The sequence below is a fragment of the Caballeronia sp. LZ016 genome (genome assembly GCF_031450805.1).
GTDB lineage: Bacteria > Pseudomonadota > Gammaproteobacteria > Burkholderiales > Burkholderiaceae > Caballeronia.
Window position 1 is genome coordinate 936,088 of the sequence record NZ_JARTVY010000001.1, and the last position, 15,170, is coordinate 951,257.

Annotated in this window: 13 protein-coding genes and 2 riboswitches; of the genes, 10 read left to right on the forward strand and 3 right to left on the reverse strand. The window is 63.6% G+C overall.

The features are described from left to right. Nucleotides 1-194 precede the first annotated feature (194 nt). The 3 genes from P9220_RS04420 to P9220_RS04430 all read left to right on the forward strand — a co-directional run bounded on the left by P9220_RS04420 (nt 195) and on the right by P9220_RS04430 (nt 2,526). Nucleotides 195-1,238 (forward strand): oxidoreductase, encoded by a 1,044-nt coding sequence (locus P9220_RS04420; protein WP_309763762.1) that lies wholly within the window; start codon nt 195-197, stop codon nt 1,236-1,238. A gap of 158 nt (nt 1,239-1,396) precedes the next feature. Next, nucleotides 1,397-2,137: a hypothetical protein gene (locus P9220_RS04425; RefSeq protein WP_309763763.1), complete on the forward strand. Its 741-nt coding sequence runs from the start codon at nt 1,397-1,399 to the stop codon at nt 2,135-2,137. Continuing rightward, entirely contained in the window at nt 2,134-2,526 is a 393-nt protein-coding gene (locus tag P9220_RS04430; protein WP_309763765.1) for a hypothetical protein, read from the forward strand. Before P9220_RS04425 ends, P9220_RS04430 begins: the two co-directional genes overlap by 4 nt. A gap of 17 nt (nt 2,527-2,543) precedes the next feature. Here the strand turns inward: P9220_RS04430 and P9220_RS04435 are convergent, their stop codons facing one another. After that, nucleotides 2,544-2,840, reverse strand: a complete 297-nt coding sequence (locus tag P9220_RS04435) for a hypothetical protein (protein ID WP_309763766.1) — start codon at nt 2,838-2,840, stop codon at nt 2,544-2,546. Nucleotides 2,841-3,021: 181 nt separating this feature from the next. Further along, a riboswitch (glycine riboswitch) is annotated at nt 3,022-3,132 on the forward strand. 9 nt (nt 3,133-3,141) lie between these two features. Beyond that, nucleotides 3,142-3,275: riboswitch (glycine riboswitch) on the forward strand. Nucleotides 3,276-3,392: 117 nt separating this feature from the next. On the opposite strand from P9220_RS04435, the gene gcvT reads away from it, so the two are divergent. The 7 genes from gcvT to P9220_RS04470 all read left to right on the forward strand — a co-directional run bounded on the left by gcvT (nt 3,393) and on the right by P9220_RS04470 (nt 11,702). Continuing rightward, nucleotides 3,393-4,517 carry a glycine cleavage system aminomethyltransferase GcvT gene (gene gcvT / locus P9220_RS04440; protein ID WP_309763767.1) on the forward strand — a complete coding sequence of 375 codons (1,125 nt, stop codon included), beginning with the start codon at nt 3,393-3,395 and terminating at the stop codon, nt 4,515-4,517. A 63-nt stretch (nt 4,518-4,580) separates the two neighbouring features. Next, entirely contained in the window at nt 4,581-4,961 is a 381-nt protein-coding gene (gcvH, locus tag P9220_RS04445; protein ID WP_159837320.1) for a glycine cleavage system protein GcvH, read from the forward strand. Nucleotides 4,962-5,016: 55 nt separating this feature from the next. Then, complete coding sequence (gene gcvP, locus P9220_RS04450; RefSeq protein WP_309763768.1) at nt 5,017-7,947, forward strand: aminomethyl-transferring glycine dehydrogenase; 2,931 nt, start codon at nt 5,017-5,019, stop codon at nt 7,945-7,947. 122 nt (nt 7,948-8,069) lie between these two features. Continuing rightward, nucleotides 8,070-9,197, forward strand: coding sequence for an alginate lyase family protein (locus P9220_RS04455; RefSeq protein WP_309763769.1), 1,128 nt, complete (start codon nt 8,070-8,072; stop codon nt 9,195-9,197). 20 nt (nt 9,198-9,217) lie between these two features. After that, entirely contained in the window at nt 9,218-10,606 is a 1,389-nt protein-coding gene (locus P9220_RS04460) for an L-serine ammonia-lyase (protein WP_309763770.1), read from the forward strand. Nucleotides 10,607-10,780: 174 nt separating this feature from the next. Further along, nucleotides 10,781-11,026, forward strand: a complete 246-nt coding sequence (locus P9220_RS04465) for a hypothetical protein (protein ID WP_309763771.1) — start codon at nt 10,781-10,783, stop codon at nt 11,024-11,026. Between the two features lie 148 nt (nt 11,027-11,174). Continuing rightward, nucleotides 11,175-11,702, forward strand: coding sequence for a hypothetical protein (locus tag P9220_RS04470; RefSeq protein ID WP_309763772.1), 528 nt, complete (start codon nt 11,175-11,177; stop codon nt 11,700-11,702). On the opposite strand, the gene flhA is transcribed toward P9220_RS04470, so the two are convergent. Further along, nucleotides 11,683-13,788, reverse strand: a complete 2,106-nt coding sequence (flhA, locus tag P9220_RS04475; RefSeq protein WP_309763773.1) for a flagellar biosynthesis protein FlhA — start codon at nt 13,786-13,788, stop codon at nt 11,683-11,685. The genes P9220_RS04470 and flhA overlap by 20 nt on opposite strands. Further along, nucleotides 13,785-14,993: a flagellar biosynthesis protein FlhB gene (flhB, locus tag P9220_RS04480; protein ID WP_309763774.1), complete on the reverse strand. Its 1,209-nt coding sequence runs from the start codon at nt 14,991-14,993 to the stop codon at nt 13,785-13,787. Before flhB ends, flhA begins: the two co-directional genes overlap by 4 nt. Nucleotides 14,994-15,170 lie beyond the last annotated feature (177 nt).

Here is a 15,170-nt window from a genome sequence, read left to right on the forward strand (position 1 = left end):
CCGCCGCTGATGGACTGCGAGCATTCGCCCGGCGACACACGGTTCGTGCGCGCGGCGAATTCGAGAGCGCGATGTTAACACGATAAAACGCGATGGGATTTGGCCCCGCTTGGCGTTCGGCTTGCCGCTGCGGTTTGCCGCGATCGGGCCGCGTGCCACAATATCCGGTCGATTCAAACAGGATGATGCCCACAATGAGTTCAGCACTGAAAGTCGGCCTGATGGGCTATGGCCTTGCCGGCGCGACGTTCCATGCGCCCGTCATCGAGCATTGCGGCCGCGCGAGCGTGACGGCCATCGCGACGAGCCAGGCCGAGCGCGCGCAGGCCGATTATCCGGACGCGCGGATCGTTGCGGACTTCGATGCGCTCGCCGCCATCGATGAGATCGCGTGCATCGTTATCGCAACCCCCAACGATACGCACTTCGACCTTGCGCGCCGTGCGTTGACGGCGGGCAAGCACGTGGTCGTCGACAAGCCGGTGACGCTCACCGCTGCCGACGCGCGCGCGCTGGCCGATCTCGCGCAGCAGAATGGCTTGCTGTTCGCGCCGTTTCACAACCGCCGCTGGGACGGCGATTTCATGACGGCGCGCGGGCTGATCGAAAGCGGGCGGCTCGGGCGCATCACGCATTACGAATCGCATTTCGATCGGTTCCGCCCGAAAGTGCCGCAACGCTGGCGCGAGGAGGCGTCGAGAGGCGGCGGTCTGCTGTTCGATCTCGGGCCGCATCTGATCGATCAGGCGCTCGCGCTTTTCGGCGTGCCGCAGACGGTGACGGCTTTCGTGAAGGCGCATCGCGACCACGCGCACGCGCCGGATTATGTGCATCTCGTGCTCGGCTATGCGGACAAGGAAGTGGTGCTGCATGCGAGCGCGCTCGCCGCGCTCGAGCCGCCGCGGTTCGCGATTCACGGCACGCGCGGCAGTTATGTGAAGACCGGCCTCGACGTGCAGGAAGATCAGTTGCGCGCTGGCCTGCGCCCTGGCGATGCAGGCTTCGGCAAGAATCCGCCCGGACTGCTGCGCGAGGTGGACGGCGATCACGACCTGCGCCATGAATTCGCGACGCGCGATGGGGCGTATGTGGAGTTTTATCGCGCGCTGGCGGCGTCGGTGCTGGATGGCAAGCCGTTTCCGGTGACGCCGCAGGATGCGGTGGATACGATGACCGTCATCGAGCTGGCGATGCAAAGCGAGCGGGAAGGGAGGAGGGTGGAGTTCGTGCGGGGGTGACGTGATTCCTGCTGTTTAGCAGACGTTGCGGGTGCGTAATAAAAAGATAAACGCTGAAGCCGTAGGGCCTGTACTATTCCGAACACTCGAATAACAGGCCAACGCTACTTGAACCTCCCTCACCCGTTAGTCATGATTGGCTCGACGCTCTTTTCGAAATGACGATCAGTGCGCAGAGCAACGAGTTCGTTGTGAAGCGCATAGAGCGAGACGCGCAGCAGTCACTTCAACGAAACGCTGATGAGCCGCAGATGTGCTGGCTCGTTCTGGCGTTTGTCGCGTTCTTGCGTAGCGACCGGGATAGATTCATTCGTTGCGCCGAAGCGGCCTATGCGTTGGCCAACTATGACTCGATGGTGCTGGGTAACGCCGCGTCGCTAGCTTTGAACCTCGGAGCGACCGATCTGGCGGTGAAGTACGCCCGTCGACTCGCTGCAATGAAGCACGGTCACGCCCGGATGTTCCTTGCTGCGGCTCGTGCGCTCTATGGCGCGACTCTTTTCGAAGAAGCGAATGCGGTCATGCACTCCGGCAACATCCAGCACGCGCTCACAGAAAGCGACTGCTTTCTCGTTGAGATGAACGATCTGATCGCGTCGTTTCAGCGTTCTGGCGTCGATCCACAAACGCGCATGGCCCTGTTGCAACTCGCCAGTTCGACGATACGGGCATCCGGCCACGCGATAAGGCGGACGCGCCCGGTGCGCTTTCCCGACCACACCGTGCGATACGAGTTCTACATCGACCAGTCTGCAAGCCAGTGCGCCAACGTGAACGTTGCCATCGCGGAAGCGCTCACCGACGAGTTCGATGACGCCCACCCCGAGTTGATTACCTTCGTTTGCCGCCCGCTCGCATCGTTCGTACCGCGCGGCACGTCCTTTGAAATTGCGCGATGAGTATCGAAGTCGAGGATCTGATCGGCCTGGCGCAGCAACTCGCTGCGGGCGGCAGTGAGTGCGAATGGCGCTCGGGCGCATCACGTGCGTACTACGCTGCTTATCACCAAGCTTTGCAGGTAGCGGACAAGTGCTTGCCGCCCGGCCATGACGCAGCAGGAGTGCATCAACGCCTGACTGATCGATACATCGCGCACGGAAAGAAGGGCAAAGTGCTTGCCTACCTGCTCATCGACCTCAAGAAGATAAGAACACTCGCGGACTACCATCTTGCGGATGCGTTCGACCAGCACGACGCGACCGACCTCGTCGCAAACTGCGTGGCCTTCCTGACGCGCGCGGACGCGTTCCGATCAATGGCGGAAGCCGACGCATCCGCAACGGTCTGAAGCCGTGCCGCCGAAGTTCACCGCCGATTCACATTCCCCGACGTCGTAATCACGTTTCCGCCGATGTCCCGGCAATTGACATTGCCGGAAACCGTCTCCACGGACCCGCCGACATCGCCACAAGTGATGTTGCCCGACACGACCGAGACGCGCCCCGCCTGGCCGTGCACGCTCAGCCGTTCGCAACTGTCCACGTCGATTCGTTCGACGTCGCCCTGAACTTCGATGATGACGCGCAGCGAGTCATCGACGGTCACGGTCTCTCCGTCGACCGTCACCTGCTTGCCGCGGACGGAAATGCTGTTGCCGGTCACCGTCCGGCCGTTGATCGTGATGGATGCCATGATCGATACGAAATCGGGTTTGCAAACAAAGAAGTGTAGGAGACAGCGCCGCCCCGAACGTAACGAATCGTGCCGATCACAGCGGCGCGACGCGCGCAATCGCCCGCCTCCGAATCCGTTTGACAACCCCATTTCCGTCGCGTAAATTCTGCCGCACGCGTCGGGAGAGCGCGTGGCCGTCGTCGTGCACTGCACAGCGAACGCCGCGCCGCCGAAGGGGCACACCCGCAAACTCTCAGGCAAAAGGACCGGCCGCGTCGGAGGAGTCAATCCTCCGTACTCTGGAGAGCGGCAGCGGCTTCCTCCAAGGAAGAAGCCAGTTGCCCACCGAAGGGGCGCGCGATGGACCATCGGCACACGCCGGGTCCGCGCAATCTCTCAGGTACCGAGGACAGAGGGGTCACGCATCGCAATTGCATCGTGGGTCGCGCTTCGTATGCCGCATCGGGCGGCGCGCGAAGCGGCGTTCCGCAGGCAAAGAGCGCTGCGTGGCCTTTTTTGTTTTCGCGAACCGAGGCCCCGATGACCGCACTTCAACACACGCCCCTGCACGCCGCTCACCTCGCGCTCAACGCGCGCATGGTCGATTTCGGCGGCTGGGACATGCCCGTCAACTACGGTTCGCAGATCGACGAACACCGCGCCGTACGCACCGACGCCGGCATGTTCGACGTCTCGCACATGCGCGTCGTCGATTTCGAGGGCGACGCCGTCCGCGACTTCTTCCGCTACGCCATTGCCAATAACGTCGACAAGCTCACGACGCCGGGCCGCGCGCTCTACTCGTGCCTGCTCAAGAGCGACGGCGGCGTCATCGACGACCTCATCGTTTACTTCTTCTCCGAAACGAACTTTCGCGTGGTCGTCAACGCGAGCACGGCGGACAAGGACATTGCGTGGTTCGGGCAGCTGAACGCCGAAGGCGGCTTCAATCTGTCGATCACGCCGCGCGGCGATCTCGGCATCATCGCGGTGCAAGGGCCGAACGCGCGCGAGAAAGTCTGGCAAGTGCTGCCCGACACGCGCGCCGCGACCCAGGACATCAAGCCGTTCAACGCCGTCACGTTTCCCGCCACCGCATACGGCGAGCTGATGCTCGCGCGCACCGGCTACACGGGCGAGGACGGCTTCGAAATCGTCGTTCCGGCGACGCACGTCGAAGCGCTGTGGAACGCGCTGCACGCCGCTGGCGTGAAGCCCGCCGGCCTCGGCGCACGCGACACGCTGCGGCTCGAAGCCGGCATGAATCTCTACGGCCAGGACATGGACGAAAACGTGTCGCCGCTCGACGCGGGCCTCGCCTGGACCGTCGATCTGAAGACGCCGCGTGACTTCGTCGGCCGCGCGGCGCTGGAAACGAACGGCACGAAGGCCGGCTTCGTCGGGCTCGTGCTCATCAAGGAAAACGGTCGTGCGGGCGGCGTGCTGCGCGCCCATCAAAAAGTCGTGACGCCGCACGGCGAGGGCGAAATCACGAGCGGCACGTTCTCCCCGTCGATGCAGGAGTCGATCGCATTCGCTCGCGTGCCGGCCGCTGTCGCGCCGGGCGACACGGTGCAGGTTGTCATCCGCGACAAGCAAGTCCCCGCGCGCGTGGTAAAACTTCCGTTCGTGCGCAACGGCAAGGTTCTCGTAGCCCCCCAGTAAGCCGATGCGCGCGTTTTCCCAGTCAAAACTTCACGAACGAACGAACCACGCAAGGAGCATCCAATGAGCATCCCGGCCGATCTGAAATACACCGAATCGCACGAATGGGTCCGCACGGAATCCGACGGCACACTGACCGTCGGCATCACCGATCACGCCCAGGAAGCGCTCGGCGACATCGTGTTCGTCGAACTGCCCGCGGCGGGCAAGTCGGTTGCGGCAGGCGACGCGATCGCCGTCATCGAATCGGTGAAGGCCGCCTCGGACATCTACGCACCGGTCTCGGGCGAAATCGTCGCGGCAAACGACGCATTGACGTCATCGCCGGATCAGGTGAACGGCGCGCCATACGAAAGCTGGCTCTTCAAGATCAAGCCCGCGAGCGACGCGGGTCTCGAGAAGCTGCTCGACGCCGAAGGCTACGGCAAGTCGATCGGCGAATAACCCTCTATCAGACGAGAGCGGTTTCGAGGAAGGAGCCGCTTTCGCAGGAATTCACATGAAGCTCGAACACCCGGATCGCCTGATGAACCGCACTTCCCTGTCACTCGCCGCGCTCGAATGCCACGATGCGTTCGCTGGCCGGCACATCGGCCCCGACGCCGCCGATCAGCGCGCAATGCTCGACGCGCTCGGTTTCGCATCGCGCGCGGCCTTCATCGACGCGGTGATTCCCGAAGCGATTCGCCGCAAGGAGACGCTGCCGCTCGGCGCCTTCACGCAGCCGAAGAGCGAAGCAGAAGCGCTCGCGTCGTTGCGCAAGCTCGCGGACGAGAATCTGGTGTTTCGAACCTTCATCGGCCAGGGTTACTACGGCACGCACACGCCGGCGGTGATCCTGCGCAACGTGCTCGAAAATCCGGCGTGGTACACGGCTTACACGCCGTATCAGCCGGAAATCTCGCAGGGACGCCTCGAAGCGCTGCTCAATTTCCAGCAGATGGTGATGGACCTCACGGGCCTCGCGATGGCCAACGCATCGCTGCTCGACGAGGCCACCGCCGCTGCCGAAGCAATGACGCTTCTGCAACGCGTCGGCAAGCCGAAGTCGAACGTGTTCTACGTTGCGGACGACGTGCTGCCGCAGACCATCGAAGTGGTGAAGACGCGCGCAAAGCCGGCGGGCATCGAGGTCAAAGTCGGCCCCGCAGCCGACGCCGCGAGCGCCAACGCGTTTGGCGTGCTGCTGCAATATCCGGGCGCGAACGGCGACGTGCGGGACTACCGCGCGCTGGCCGAAGCGATTCACGCCGCGGGCGGACATGTGGTTGCGTCGGCGGACCTGCTCGCGCTGACGCTCATCACGCCGCCGGGCGAATGGGGCGCGGACGTGGCCATCGGCAATACGCAGCGTTTCGGCGTGCCGGTCGGCTTCGGCGGGCCGCACGCTGCCTACATGTCCGTGCGGGACGAGTTCAAGCGCCAGATGCCGGGCCGTCTCGTCGGCGTGACGGTCGACGCGCAAGGCAATTCCGCGCTGCGTCTCGCGCTGCAAACGCGCGAACAGCACATCCGCCGCGAAAAGGCGACATCGAACGTCTGCACGGCGCAGGCGCTGCTCGCGATCATGGCGAGCATGTACGCGGTCTATCACGGCCCGCAAGGCTTGAAGACGATCGCGCTGCGCGTGAACCGCGTCGCGTCGATCTTCGCGGCGGGCGTCGCGAAGCTCGGCTATTCCATCGCCAACGAGACGTTCTTCGATACCGTCACCATCGACAGCGGCGCGAACACCACCGCGCTGCATCAGGCCGCTCACGCCGCGCATATCAACCTGCGGCACGTGAGCGCCAGCCAGGTCGGCGTATCGCTCGATGAAACCACCACGCGCGACGACCTGCTGAAGCTGTTCGCACTGTTCGCGGAAGTCGCGGGCAAGACCGAAACCTTCGACATCGACGCGCTCGACGCCGCGCTGAAGGACTCGCTCCCGGCCGGACTCAAGCGCACGAGCGATTACCTCACGCATCCGGTCTTCAACCGCCATCACTCCGAACACGAAATGCTGCGCTATCTGCGCAGCCTCGCCGACAAGGACCTCGCGCTCGACCGCACGATGATCCCGCTCGGCTCGTGCACGATGAAGCTGAACGCCACGTCCGAGATGCTGCCGGTCACGTGGCCGGAGTTCGCGCAGATCCATCCGTTCGCGCCCGCCGAACAGACGCTCGGCTATCGCACGATGATCGATCAGCTCGAACAAATGCTCGTCGCGTGCACGGGTTATGCGGCTGTGTCATTGCAGCCGAACGCGGGATCACAGGGCGAGTACGCGGGCCTGCTCATCATTCATGCGTATCACGAGTCGCGTGGCGAAGGGCATCGCAACGTGTGCCTGATTCCGGCGTCCGCGCACGGCACGAACCCGGCATCGGCGCAAATGGCTGGCATGCAGGTGGTCGTCGTCGCGTGCGATGCGAACGGCAACGTCGATATCGAAGACCTGAAGGCGAAGGCCGAGAAGCATTCGGCGAATCTCGCGGCGATCATGATCACGTATCCGTCGACACACGGCGTGTTCGAGCGCAACGTGCGCGAGATTTGCGACATCGTGCATCAGCACGGCGGCCAGGTTTATGTCGATGGCGCCAACATGAACGCGATGGTCGGCCTCTGCGCGCCGGGCCAGTTCGGCGGCGACGTGTCGCATCTGAACTTGCACAAGACGTTCTGCATTCCGCACGGCGGCGGCGGGCCGGGCGTCGGTCCGGTCGCGGTCGGCGCGCATCTCGCGAAGTTCCTGCCGAAGCAGACGTCCACCGGCTATAAGCGCGATGAAGCGGGCATCGGCGCGGTATCGTCGGCGCCGTATGGCTCGGCGGCCATTCTGCCGATCTCGTGGATGTATATCGCGATGATGGGCGCGCAGGGCCTCACCGCCGCCACGGAAAGCGCGATTCTCGCCGCGAACTATGTCGCGAAGCGCCTCGCGCCGCACTATCCGGTGCTCTATAGCGGCCCCGGCGGGCTGGTCGCGCACGAGTGCATTCTCGACGTGCGGCCGATCAAGGAAGCGAGCGGCATCTCGGTGGAGGACGTGGCCAAGCGGCTGATCGACTACGGCTTCCACGCGCCGACGATGAGCTTCCCCGTTCCCGGCACGCTGATGGTGGAGCCGACAGAATCCGAGTCGAAGGAAGAACTGGATCGCTTCATCGACGCGATGATCGCCATTCGCGAAGAGATTCGCGCGGTCGAGGAAGGCCGCGCCGATCGCGAGGACAACGTGCTGAAAAACGCGCCGCACACGGCTGCGGTCGTGACCGCCGACGCGTGGAATCATGCGTACACGCGCGAGCAGGCGGCGTATCCGGTGAAGTCGCTCGTGGCGCGCAAGTACTGGTCCCCCGTGGGCCGTGCGGACAACGCGTACGGCGATCGCAACCTGATGTGCTCCTGCGTGCCCATTTCGGACTACGCGGACGCCTGAGCGCGGAAGCGAGCGTGACAGCCGCGAGTCGCCCGGAAGCGTAAAGCATTGTCGGGTGAACTTGCGGCGTGTTCGGGAACGGCTAACATCTCACCCCTGACCAAAGCAATCAGGGAGTGCATATGGCGCTGAAGGTGCGAAAGGTGAACGAGGCGAGCCGTTTCCGGACGACGCACACAACGCTGGCAACGCTCGCCGCGATCTGCGCAGCGTCCGCGCTGATGGCCGCGCCGGCCGCGCACGCGGCAATGAACTTCTGCGCCGCGCCCGCCATGCAGACGAGCGAGCGCACCCATGCCGATCCGGGCGTGAAGGCGCTGGTGAACGCGGTGCAATCGCACGTCGACGATCAGCCGAAGCCGCGCGCCACGCTGCACACCGAAGGCACGCTGCCGCACGAAGGCATCCATGATGAAAGCGTCGAAGCCGCGCGCGATCTCGGCCTCATGCGCGATGCCGCGCTGGCCTGGCGCGCGACCGGCAACGAACGGTATCTGCGGCTGGTCGATCGCTTCCTGTTCGCGTGGACCACTCAGTACAAGCCGAGCTTCAATCCGATCGACGAAACGAATTTCGAATCGCTGATTCTCGCCTACGACCTGACGGCGAGCGCGCTGCCGGTCAGGACGCGCAATGCGGCGAACGCGTTCATCGCGAAGATGGTGACGGGCTATATCGCGGATATCGACAAGCAGCCGCGTCCGCTCACGGGCACGTATCGGAACAACTGGCAGAGTCATCGCGTGAAGCTGGTGGCGATGGGCGCGTTCACCATTGACGATCGCAAGATGATCAACGCGGCGCAGCGGCTCTTTGTCGAGCATATCGGCGACAACATCGCGCCGGACGGGTCCACGGTCGATTTCTCCGAACGCGATGCTTTGCACTACGTCACCTACGACCTGCAGCCGCTCGTGACGGCCGCGCTTTCGGCGCGGCGGCACAACCGCAACTGGCTGCCGGAACGCGCGGCGACCGGCGCCACGCTCGCCGATGCGCTCAACTGGCTCACGCCCTATGCGCTCGGCACCCGAACGCACGAGGAGTTCGTGCGTTCGACCGTACCTTTCGATGCCAGGCGTCGCGAGGCCGGCCTGCCGGGTTCATCGGGCCAGTGGGACCCGAAGAACGCGGCGGAACTCTTTCATCTGGCGGCGCGTCTCGACGGCCGCTATGCGCCGGTGGCGTTGCGGCTCGCGCCGACGCCTCCCGCGTGGCTCGCGGTCTGTCTGCCGCTGCCGGCGCGCTAATCTCTTTCGCAGGAACAGTCATGGCAGTCAGCGTTTTCGATCTCTTCAAAGTCGGCATCGGCCCTTCCAGCTCACACACTGTCGGACCGATGCGCGCCGCGCTGATGTTCGCGCAAGGCCTGGAACGCGACGGGCTGCTCGGCGCGGTGGCATCGGTGAAATGCGAGCTGTATGGATCGCTCGGCGCGACGGGCAAAGGCCACGGCACGGATCGCGGCGTGATGCTCGGCCTGATGGGCGACGCACCGGATACCGTCGATGCCCGCACCATCGTCCCGCGCCTCGAGGCGGTTCGCACGTCGAAGACGCTTGCCTTGCTCGGAACGCGCGAGATTCCGTTCTCGGTGAAGGAGAACATCGCGTTCTATCGGCAAGCGCTGCCCGAGCATCCGAACGGCATGAAGCTGCATGCATTCGATGCGAGCGGCCAGCCTTTGCGCGATGCGACGTATCTGTCCGTGGGCGGCGGCTTCGTGGTGACGGCGGGCGCGGCGAACACGGCGGTGCTGACGGCGCACGAGCAGTTGCCTTACCCGTTTCAGACCGGCGACGAACTGATGAAGATGTGCGCCGATTCGGGCCGGTCGATTGCGCAGCTCATGTGGGAAAACGAGCGCATCTGGCGCAGTGAAGACGAGATTCGCGCGGGCCTGTTGCGCATCTGGGACGTGATGCAGGATTGCGTCGCGCGGGGGTGCGGCATCGGCAATCCGGAAGCGGATGGCAATTTGCCGGGACCGTTTCAGGTGAAGCGCCGTGCGCCGCAGCTTTATCGGGCGCTGGCGGGCAAGCCTGAGCAGGCGCTGCGCGATCCGTTATCGATGATCGACTGGATCAATCTTTATGCGATCGCCGTGAACGAAGAAAACGCGGTGGGCGGACGCGTCGTGACGGCGCCGACGAACGGGGCGGCGGGCATCATCCCGGCCGTGCTGCATTACTACGATCGCTTCGTGCCGGGTTCGAACGAGCAGGGCGTGATCGACTTCCTGCTGACGGCGGCGGCCATCGGCATTCTGTACAAGATGAACGCGTCGATATCCGGTGCGGAAGTGGGATGCCAGGGCGAAGTGGGCGTCGCGTGTTCGATGGCGGCGGGCGCGCTTGCGGCGGTGCTCGGCGGCACGCCGGCGCAGGTGGAGAACGCGGCGGAAATCGGCATGGAGCACAACCTCGGGCTGACGTGCGATCCGGTCGGCGGGATGGTGCAGATTCCGTGCATCGAACGGAACGCGATGGGATCGGTGAAGGCGGTGAACGCCGCGCGCATGGCGATGCGCGGGGACGGGTCGCATTACGTATCGCTGGATTCGGTCATCAAGACGATGCGCGAAACCGGCGCGGATATGAAGACGAAGTACAAGGAGACGTCGCGCGGCGGGTTGGCGGTGAATATTGTGGAGTGTTGAGGGAATTCGGAGCTGCTATCCACGTCACCTGCCTGCAGGCGCCTGAGTGCGCATGGACGCAGCTCGAGCACCAATCCATACGATTGGAATAATGCGTTACGAGCAAGCTGACACGTACCAGCCGGCACTAAGATTGAGGTGTTATATATCGTTAGATATCCCGATCGATCTGCCATGCAAACGAAAGCGACAACAACCGATAGGATAGCCGCAGCAGACAAAGATGAGTTTCCTGCCCTTGCGATCCGCTTCGAGGGTAACAATGCTGAGCAACACGAGCTTGACCTGAACCAACCGGGACAGTCGATGCAGGGGTTTGCGCGGATATTTGCGGTAAGCGCCCATTTCCTGAAAACAGGTAAACTTAGTAAGCACCTGGACGCGCTGGACGTGCAGGTGCTTGCGATTCCCGTTGCATAACATCACTGCTTCGAGGTGTTAGCGGTCGTGAGAAGCGTTATTGGCAGCCGGGAACTCTGTTCCGGAGTGTTCGGCGCGCTTCTTACGACCCTTGTCCAGTATGTGCTGTCCCGCCGAGACTGTGCTGTCCCGCCGAGACAAAGACGAGATGAAGTATTTGAGCGAAGCCCTGCAGCAGGCTCTTCGCAACAATCAGGGCACTGTCGACAAGCTGATGGATACCATCAACAAGATGGCGGACGCGCTTCGGCCAGCCGCCAGGCAAGCCCTAACGCCGATCGATCGCTCTTGCAAACGCATTGACCTGTATGCGAGCGGCGAAAAATTCGCAGAGTTGGGCGCCGAACAGAAACGCGCTTTCGCGGATGCTGACATGGTGGTCGCGGACCATTCCACGGTCTACTCCGGTCTGATTTCTGAATTCGATATGGCAACCGGCGCGTGCAAAGTGACGCTAGATGGAGAGCTGGCGCGCATCTCCGCGCAGGTGACGGATCCCATCTTCAACCGACCAAACAATCCTTATGTCGAGGCAATGGCTGCAACTCGCACTCTGCGCTTCGTTGCTAAGGCGGAACAGAATGCGGATGGTGAGCCAATGAAGCTTTATATCTCCGACACTGCAGAAAGCGTCCCCAGAAGGGCTGACATAGCCATCACCCCCCAATCAGATTAACCACCTTCACATTCCGCGTATCCGGCACTTCCGCATAAGAGATCACCTTCAACTGCGGCAGGCTCCGGCGCAGGAAGCGCGCCAGCATCGCGCGCAGCGAATGCTGCACGAGCAGCACCGGCGGCAACCCCAGATTCTGCTGACGCATCATCGCGTTTTGCGTCGACGTCATCAGCGTTTGCGCCAGCCCCGGCTCCAGACCGGGATTCGGCCCCGTCGATAACGCCTGCGACAACACCCGCTCCAGCGTCGGATCGAGGCCCATCACCTGCAGATCGTTGCTGCCCGGATACCACTGCTGCGTGATCGCGCGCCCCAGCGCCAGACGCACCGCAGCCGTCAGCTCGTACGGATCGGAAATACGCGGTCCATGCTCCTGCAGCGCATCCAGGATCGTGCGCATGTCGCGAATCGGCACGCTTTCGTCGAGCAGGTTCTGCAACACCTTCTGCAAGGTCGTGAGCGACAGCGTCTTCGGCACGAGATCGTCGGTGAGCGATGGCGTGTCCTTGCCGATGCGCTCCAGCAGCGCCTGCACCTCCTGTCGTCCGAGCAGTTCCGCCGCATGCGTGACGACGAGGTGATTCAGATGCGTCGCCACCACCGTGCTCGCATCGACGACCGTATAGCCGTAGACCTGCGCCTGCTCGCGCATCGCCGTGTCGATCCACACCGCCGGCAGGCCGAACGCCGGGTCCGTCGTCTGCGCGCCAGGCAGCGTCGCCGAAACCTGCCCCGGGTTGATCGCGAGCCACTGACCCGGGAACGCTTCGCCGACGCCCACTTCCACGCCCTTCAGCGCAATGCGATACCCGTTCGGACGCAACTCGAGGTTGTCGCGGATATGAATGACCGGCGGCAAGAAGCCGATTTCCTGCGCAAACTTCTTGCGGATGCCCTTGATGCGCTTCAGCAATTCGCCGTCCGCGTTGCGATCCACGAGCGGAATCAGCCGATAGCCCACTTCGAGACCCAGCGGATCGATGAGCGCGACATCCTCCCAGCTCGCCTCCGCGCTTTCAGCGGACGCGCCAGCGGCGGCGGCGATCGGCGTGACGTCCGTGACGACGCCCGATTTCTTCTTCGCTTCCGCACGCTTGTTCATCGAACGTGCGGCATAAACGAGGCCGCCCCCAAGCAGCAGAAACGCGAAGTGCGGCATGCCCGGAATCAGCCCCATTATGCCGATGATGACGCCCGTGATCATCAGCACGCGCGGATTCTGGAACAACTGGCCGGTCAACTGCGTGCCGATGTCCTCTTCCGTCGCGACGCGCGACACGATCACGCCCGCCGCCGTCGAAATGATGAGCGACGGAATCTGCGCAACGAGGCCGTCGCCGATGGTCAGCAGCGTGTAATTGGTCGCCGCGTGCGCGAAGTCCATGTCGTGCTGAAGCATGCCGACGATCAGCCCGCCGACGATGTTGATCACCATGATCAGCAAGCCCGCGATCGCGTCGCCGCGCACGAACTTCGATGCACCGTCCATCGAACCGTAGAACTCGGACTCCTGCGCGACCGCCGTGCGGCGCTTCTTCGCGACTTCCTCGTTGATGAGGCCGGCGTTCAGATCGGCGTCGATGGCCATCTGCTTGCCGGGCATCGCGTCGAGCGTGAAGCGCGCGCCGACTTCCGCGATACGTCCCGCACCCTTCGTGATGACCATGAAGTTGATGATCATCAGGATCACGAACACGACGATACCGACCGCGAAGTTGCCGCCGACGAGAAAGTGCCCGAACGATTCGATCACCTGGCCCGCCGCGTCCGGACCGGTGTGGCCCTGCAGCAGCACGATACGCGTCGACGCGACGTTGAGCGACAGGCGCAGCAGCGTCGAAAAGAGCAGCACGCTCGGAAATGCCGCGAAGTCGAGCGGCTTTTGCGTGTACATGCTGACGAGCAGCACCATCACCGACAGCGCGATGTTGAACGTGAACAGCAGGTCCAGCAGAAACGCCGGCAACGGCAGGATCATCATGCCGAGGATCATGCAGATGAGGATCGGGCCGGCAAGCGCCCGAAGGTTCTGCGTGCCGAGCGCGTCGGGTCGTTTCGCGAAAAATCCAGCGCGCGCGTTCATGCTGCGGCTCCTTGTGATGAGTTGTCGCCGGAAAGCGCTTCAGCGGCTTCCTGATCGGCGTCGGCGTCGGATACGCCGCCTTTGTCCAGTTCCTTCGGCACGTCGAGATCGGTCGGATCGTCGGGCTTGATGCCGCCGTCTGCCTTGTAGCGCTTGAGCTGATACACCCACGCCAGCACTTGCGCGACCGCGCCGTACAGCGCGCCCGGAATCTCGCGGTTGATCTCGACGTTGTGATACAGCGCCCGCGCAAGCGGCGGCGCTTCGAGCAGCGGCACGTTATTTTCACGGCCGAGTTCGCGGATGCGCGCCGCGACAAGATTCACGCCCTTCGCGACGACCTTCGGCGCGCGCATCTCGCCGTCGGCATACTTGAGCGCGACCGCGAAGTGCGTCGGGTTCGTGACGATGACATCGGCGGTCGGGATCGCCTGCATCATCCGGCGACGCGCGGCCGCACGCTGCTGCTGGCGAATCTTGCCCTTGATATGCGGGTCGCCTTCGTTTTCCTTGTGCTCGCGCTTCACTTCTTCCTTGCTCATGCGAAGCTTCTTCGCATGCGACCACATCTGATACGGCACATCGACGACCGCGACGAGAAACAGCCCGCCGATCGCCATGCCGCAGCACACGAGGATCAGGTGCATCACATCGGCGAGCGCGAGGCCGAGCGGCTTCGTGAGCAGGCCCAGCACTTCGGCTTTGCGGCTCCACATCGCCGAGCCCGCCATGCCGCCGACGACGATCGTCTTGAGAATCGACATGCCGAGCTGAATCGGACCCTGCGACGAGAACATCTTGCCGAGCCCGCTGATCGGATTGAGGCGGCCGAAGTTGGGCGCGAGCGGCTTCGTCGTGATGAGCCAGCCGCCGAGAGCCATCGGCGCGGCGAGCGCGGCGACGGCCGTCAACGCGAGCACCGGCAGCACGGCAAGCATGCCTTCCTTGCTGGCGTTGGCCGCGCCGATCATCATCTGGCGCGTGTCGAGCACGGTCTCGTGATTGAAGGTGAACGCGCCGCGCAGGATCGACTGCAAATGTCCGCCGATCGATCCGGACAACGCCCATACGCCGCAGAAGCCTGCCGCGAGCAACGCGAACGAGGCGAGTTCCCGCGAGCGCGCAACCTGGCCTTCCTCCCGCGCCTTTTCCAGGCGCTTGGGAGTGGCTGATTCGGTTTTTTCGAGATCGCTTTCTTCCGCCACCGCTTGCTCCGCTTCGTGCTCGCTTTCTGTGATGGAAGCGATTATTGCGGAAGGCGTCGAGCGGCCATCGGCGGATTAAGCCGCGGAAAACCGGGTTAATCGATGAATAAGGCGCCGGGCAATGCAAACGGCGCATGACCGGTGAAGTCATGCGCCGTGGAGAGAAAGCCGGCGGCG

What these genes read in the sequence shown, in the direction of transcription:
- P9220_RS04420 (WP_309763762.1), top strand. Translation starts at nt 195, where the DNA reads ATGAGTTCAGCACTGAAAGTCGGCCTGATGGGCTATGGCCTTGCCGGC.
- P9220_RS04425 (WP_309763763.1), top strand. Translation starts at nt 1,397, where the DNA reads ATGACGATCAGTGCGCAGAGCAACGAGTTCGTTGTGAAGCGCATAGAG.
- P9220_RS04430 (WP_309763765.1), top strand. Translation starts at nt 2,134, where the DNA reads ATGAGTATCGAAGTCGAGGATCTGATCGGCCTGGCGCAGCAACTCGCT.
- gcvT (WP_309763767.1), top strand. Translation starts at nt 3,393, where the DNA reads ATGACCGCACTTCAACACACGCCCCTGCACGCCGCTCACCTCGCGCTC.
- gcvH (WP_159837320.1), top strand. Translation starts at nt 4,581, where the DNA reads ATGAGCATCCCGGCCGATCTGAAATACACCGAATCGCACGAATGGGTC.
- gcvP (WP_309763768.1), top strand. Translation starts at nt 5,017, where the DNA reads ATGAAGCTCGAACACCCGGATCGCCTGATGAACCGCACTTCCCTGTCA.
- P9220_RS04455 (WP_309763769.1), top strand. Translation starts at nt 8,070, where the DNA reads ATGGCGCTGAAGGTGCGAAAGGTGAACGAGGCGAGCCGTTTCCGGACG.
- P9220_RS04460 (WP_309763770.1), top strand. Translation starts at nt 9,218, where the DNA reads ATGGCAGTCAGCGTTTTCGATCTCTTCAAAGTCGGCATCGGCCCTTCC.
- P9220_RS04465 (WP_309763771.1), top strand. Translation starts at nt 10,781, where the DNA reads ATGCAAACGAAAGCGACAACAACCGATAGGATAGCCGCAGCAGACAAA.
- P9220_RS04470 (WP_309763772.1), top strand. Translation starts at nt 11,175, where the DNA reads ATGAAGTATTTGAGCGAAGCCCTGCAGCAGGCTCTTCGCAACAATCAG.
- flhA (WP_309763773.1), bottom strand. Translation starts at nt 13,788, where the DNA reads ATGAACGCGCGCGCTGGATTTTTCGCGAAACGACCCGACGCGCTCGGC.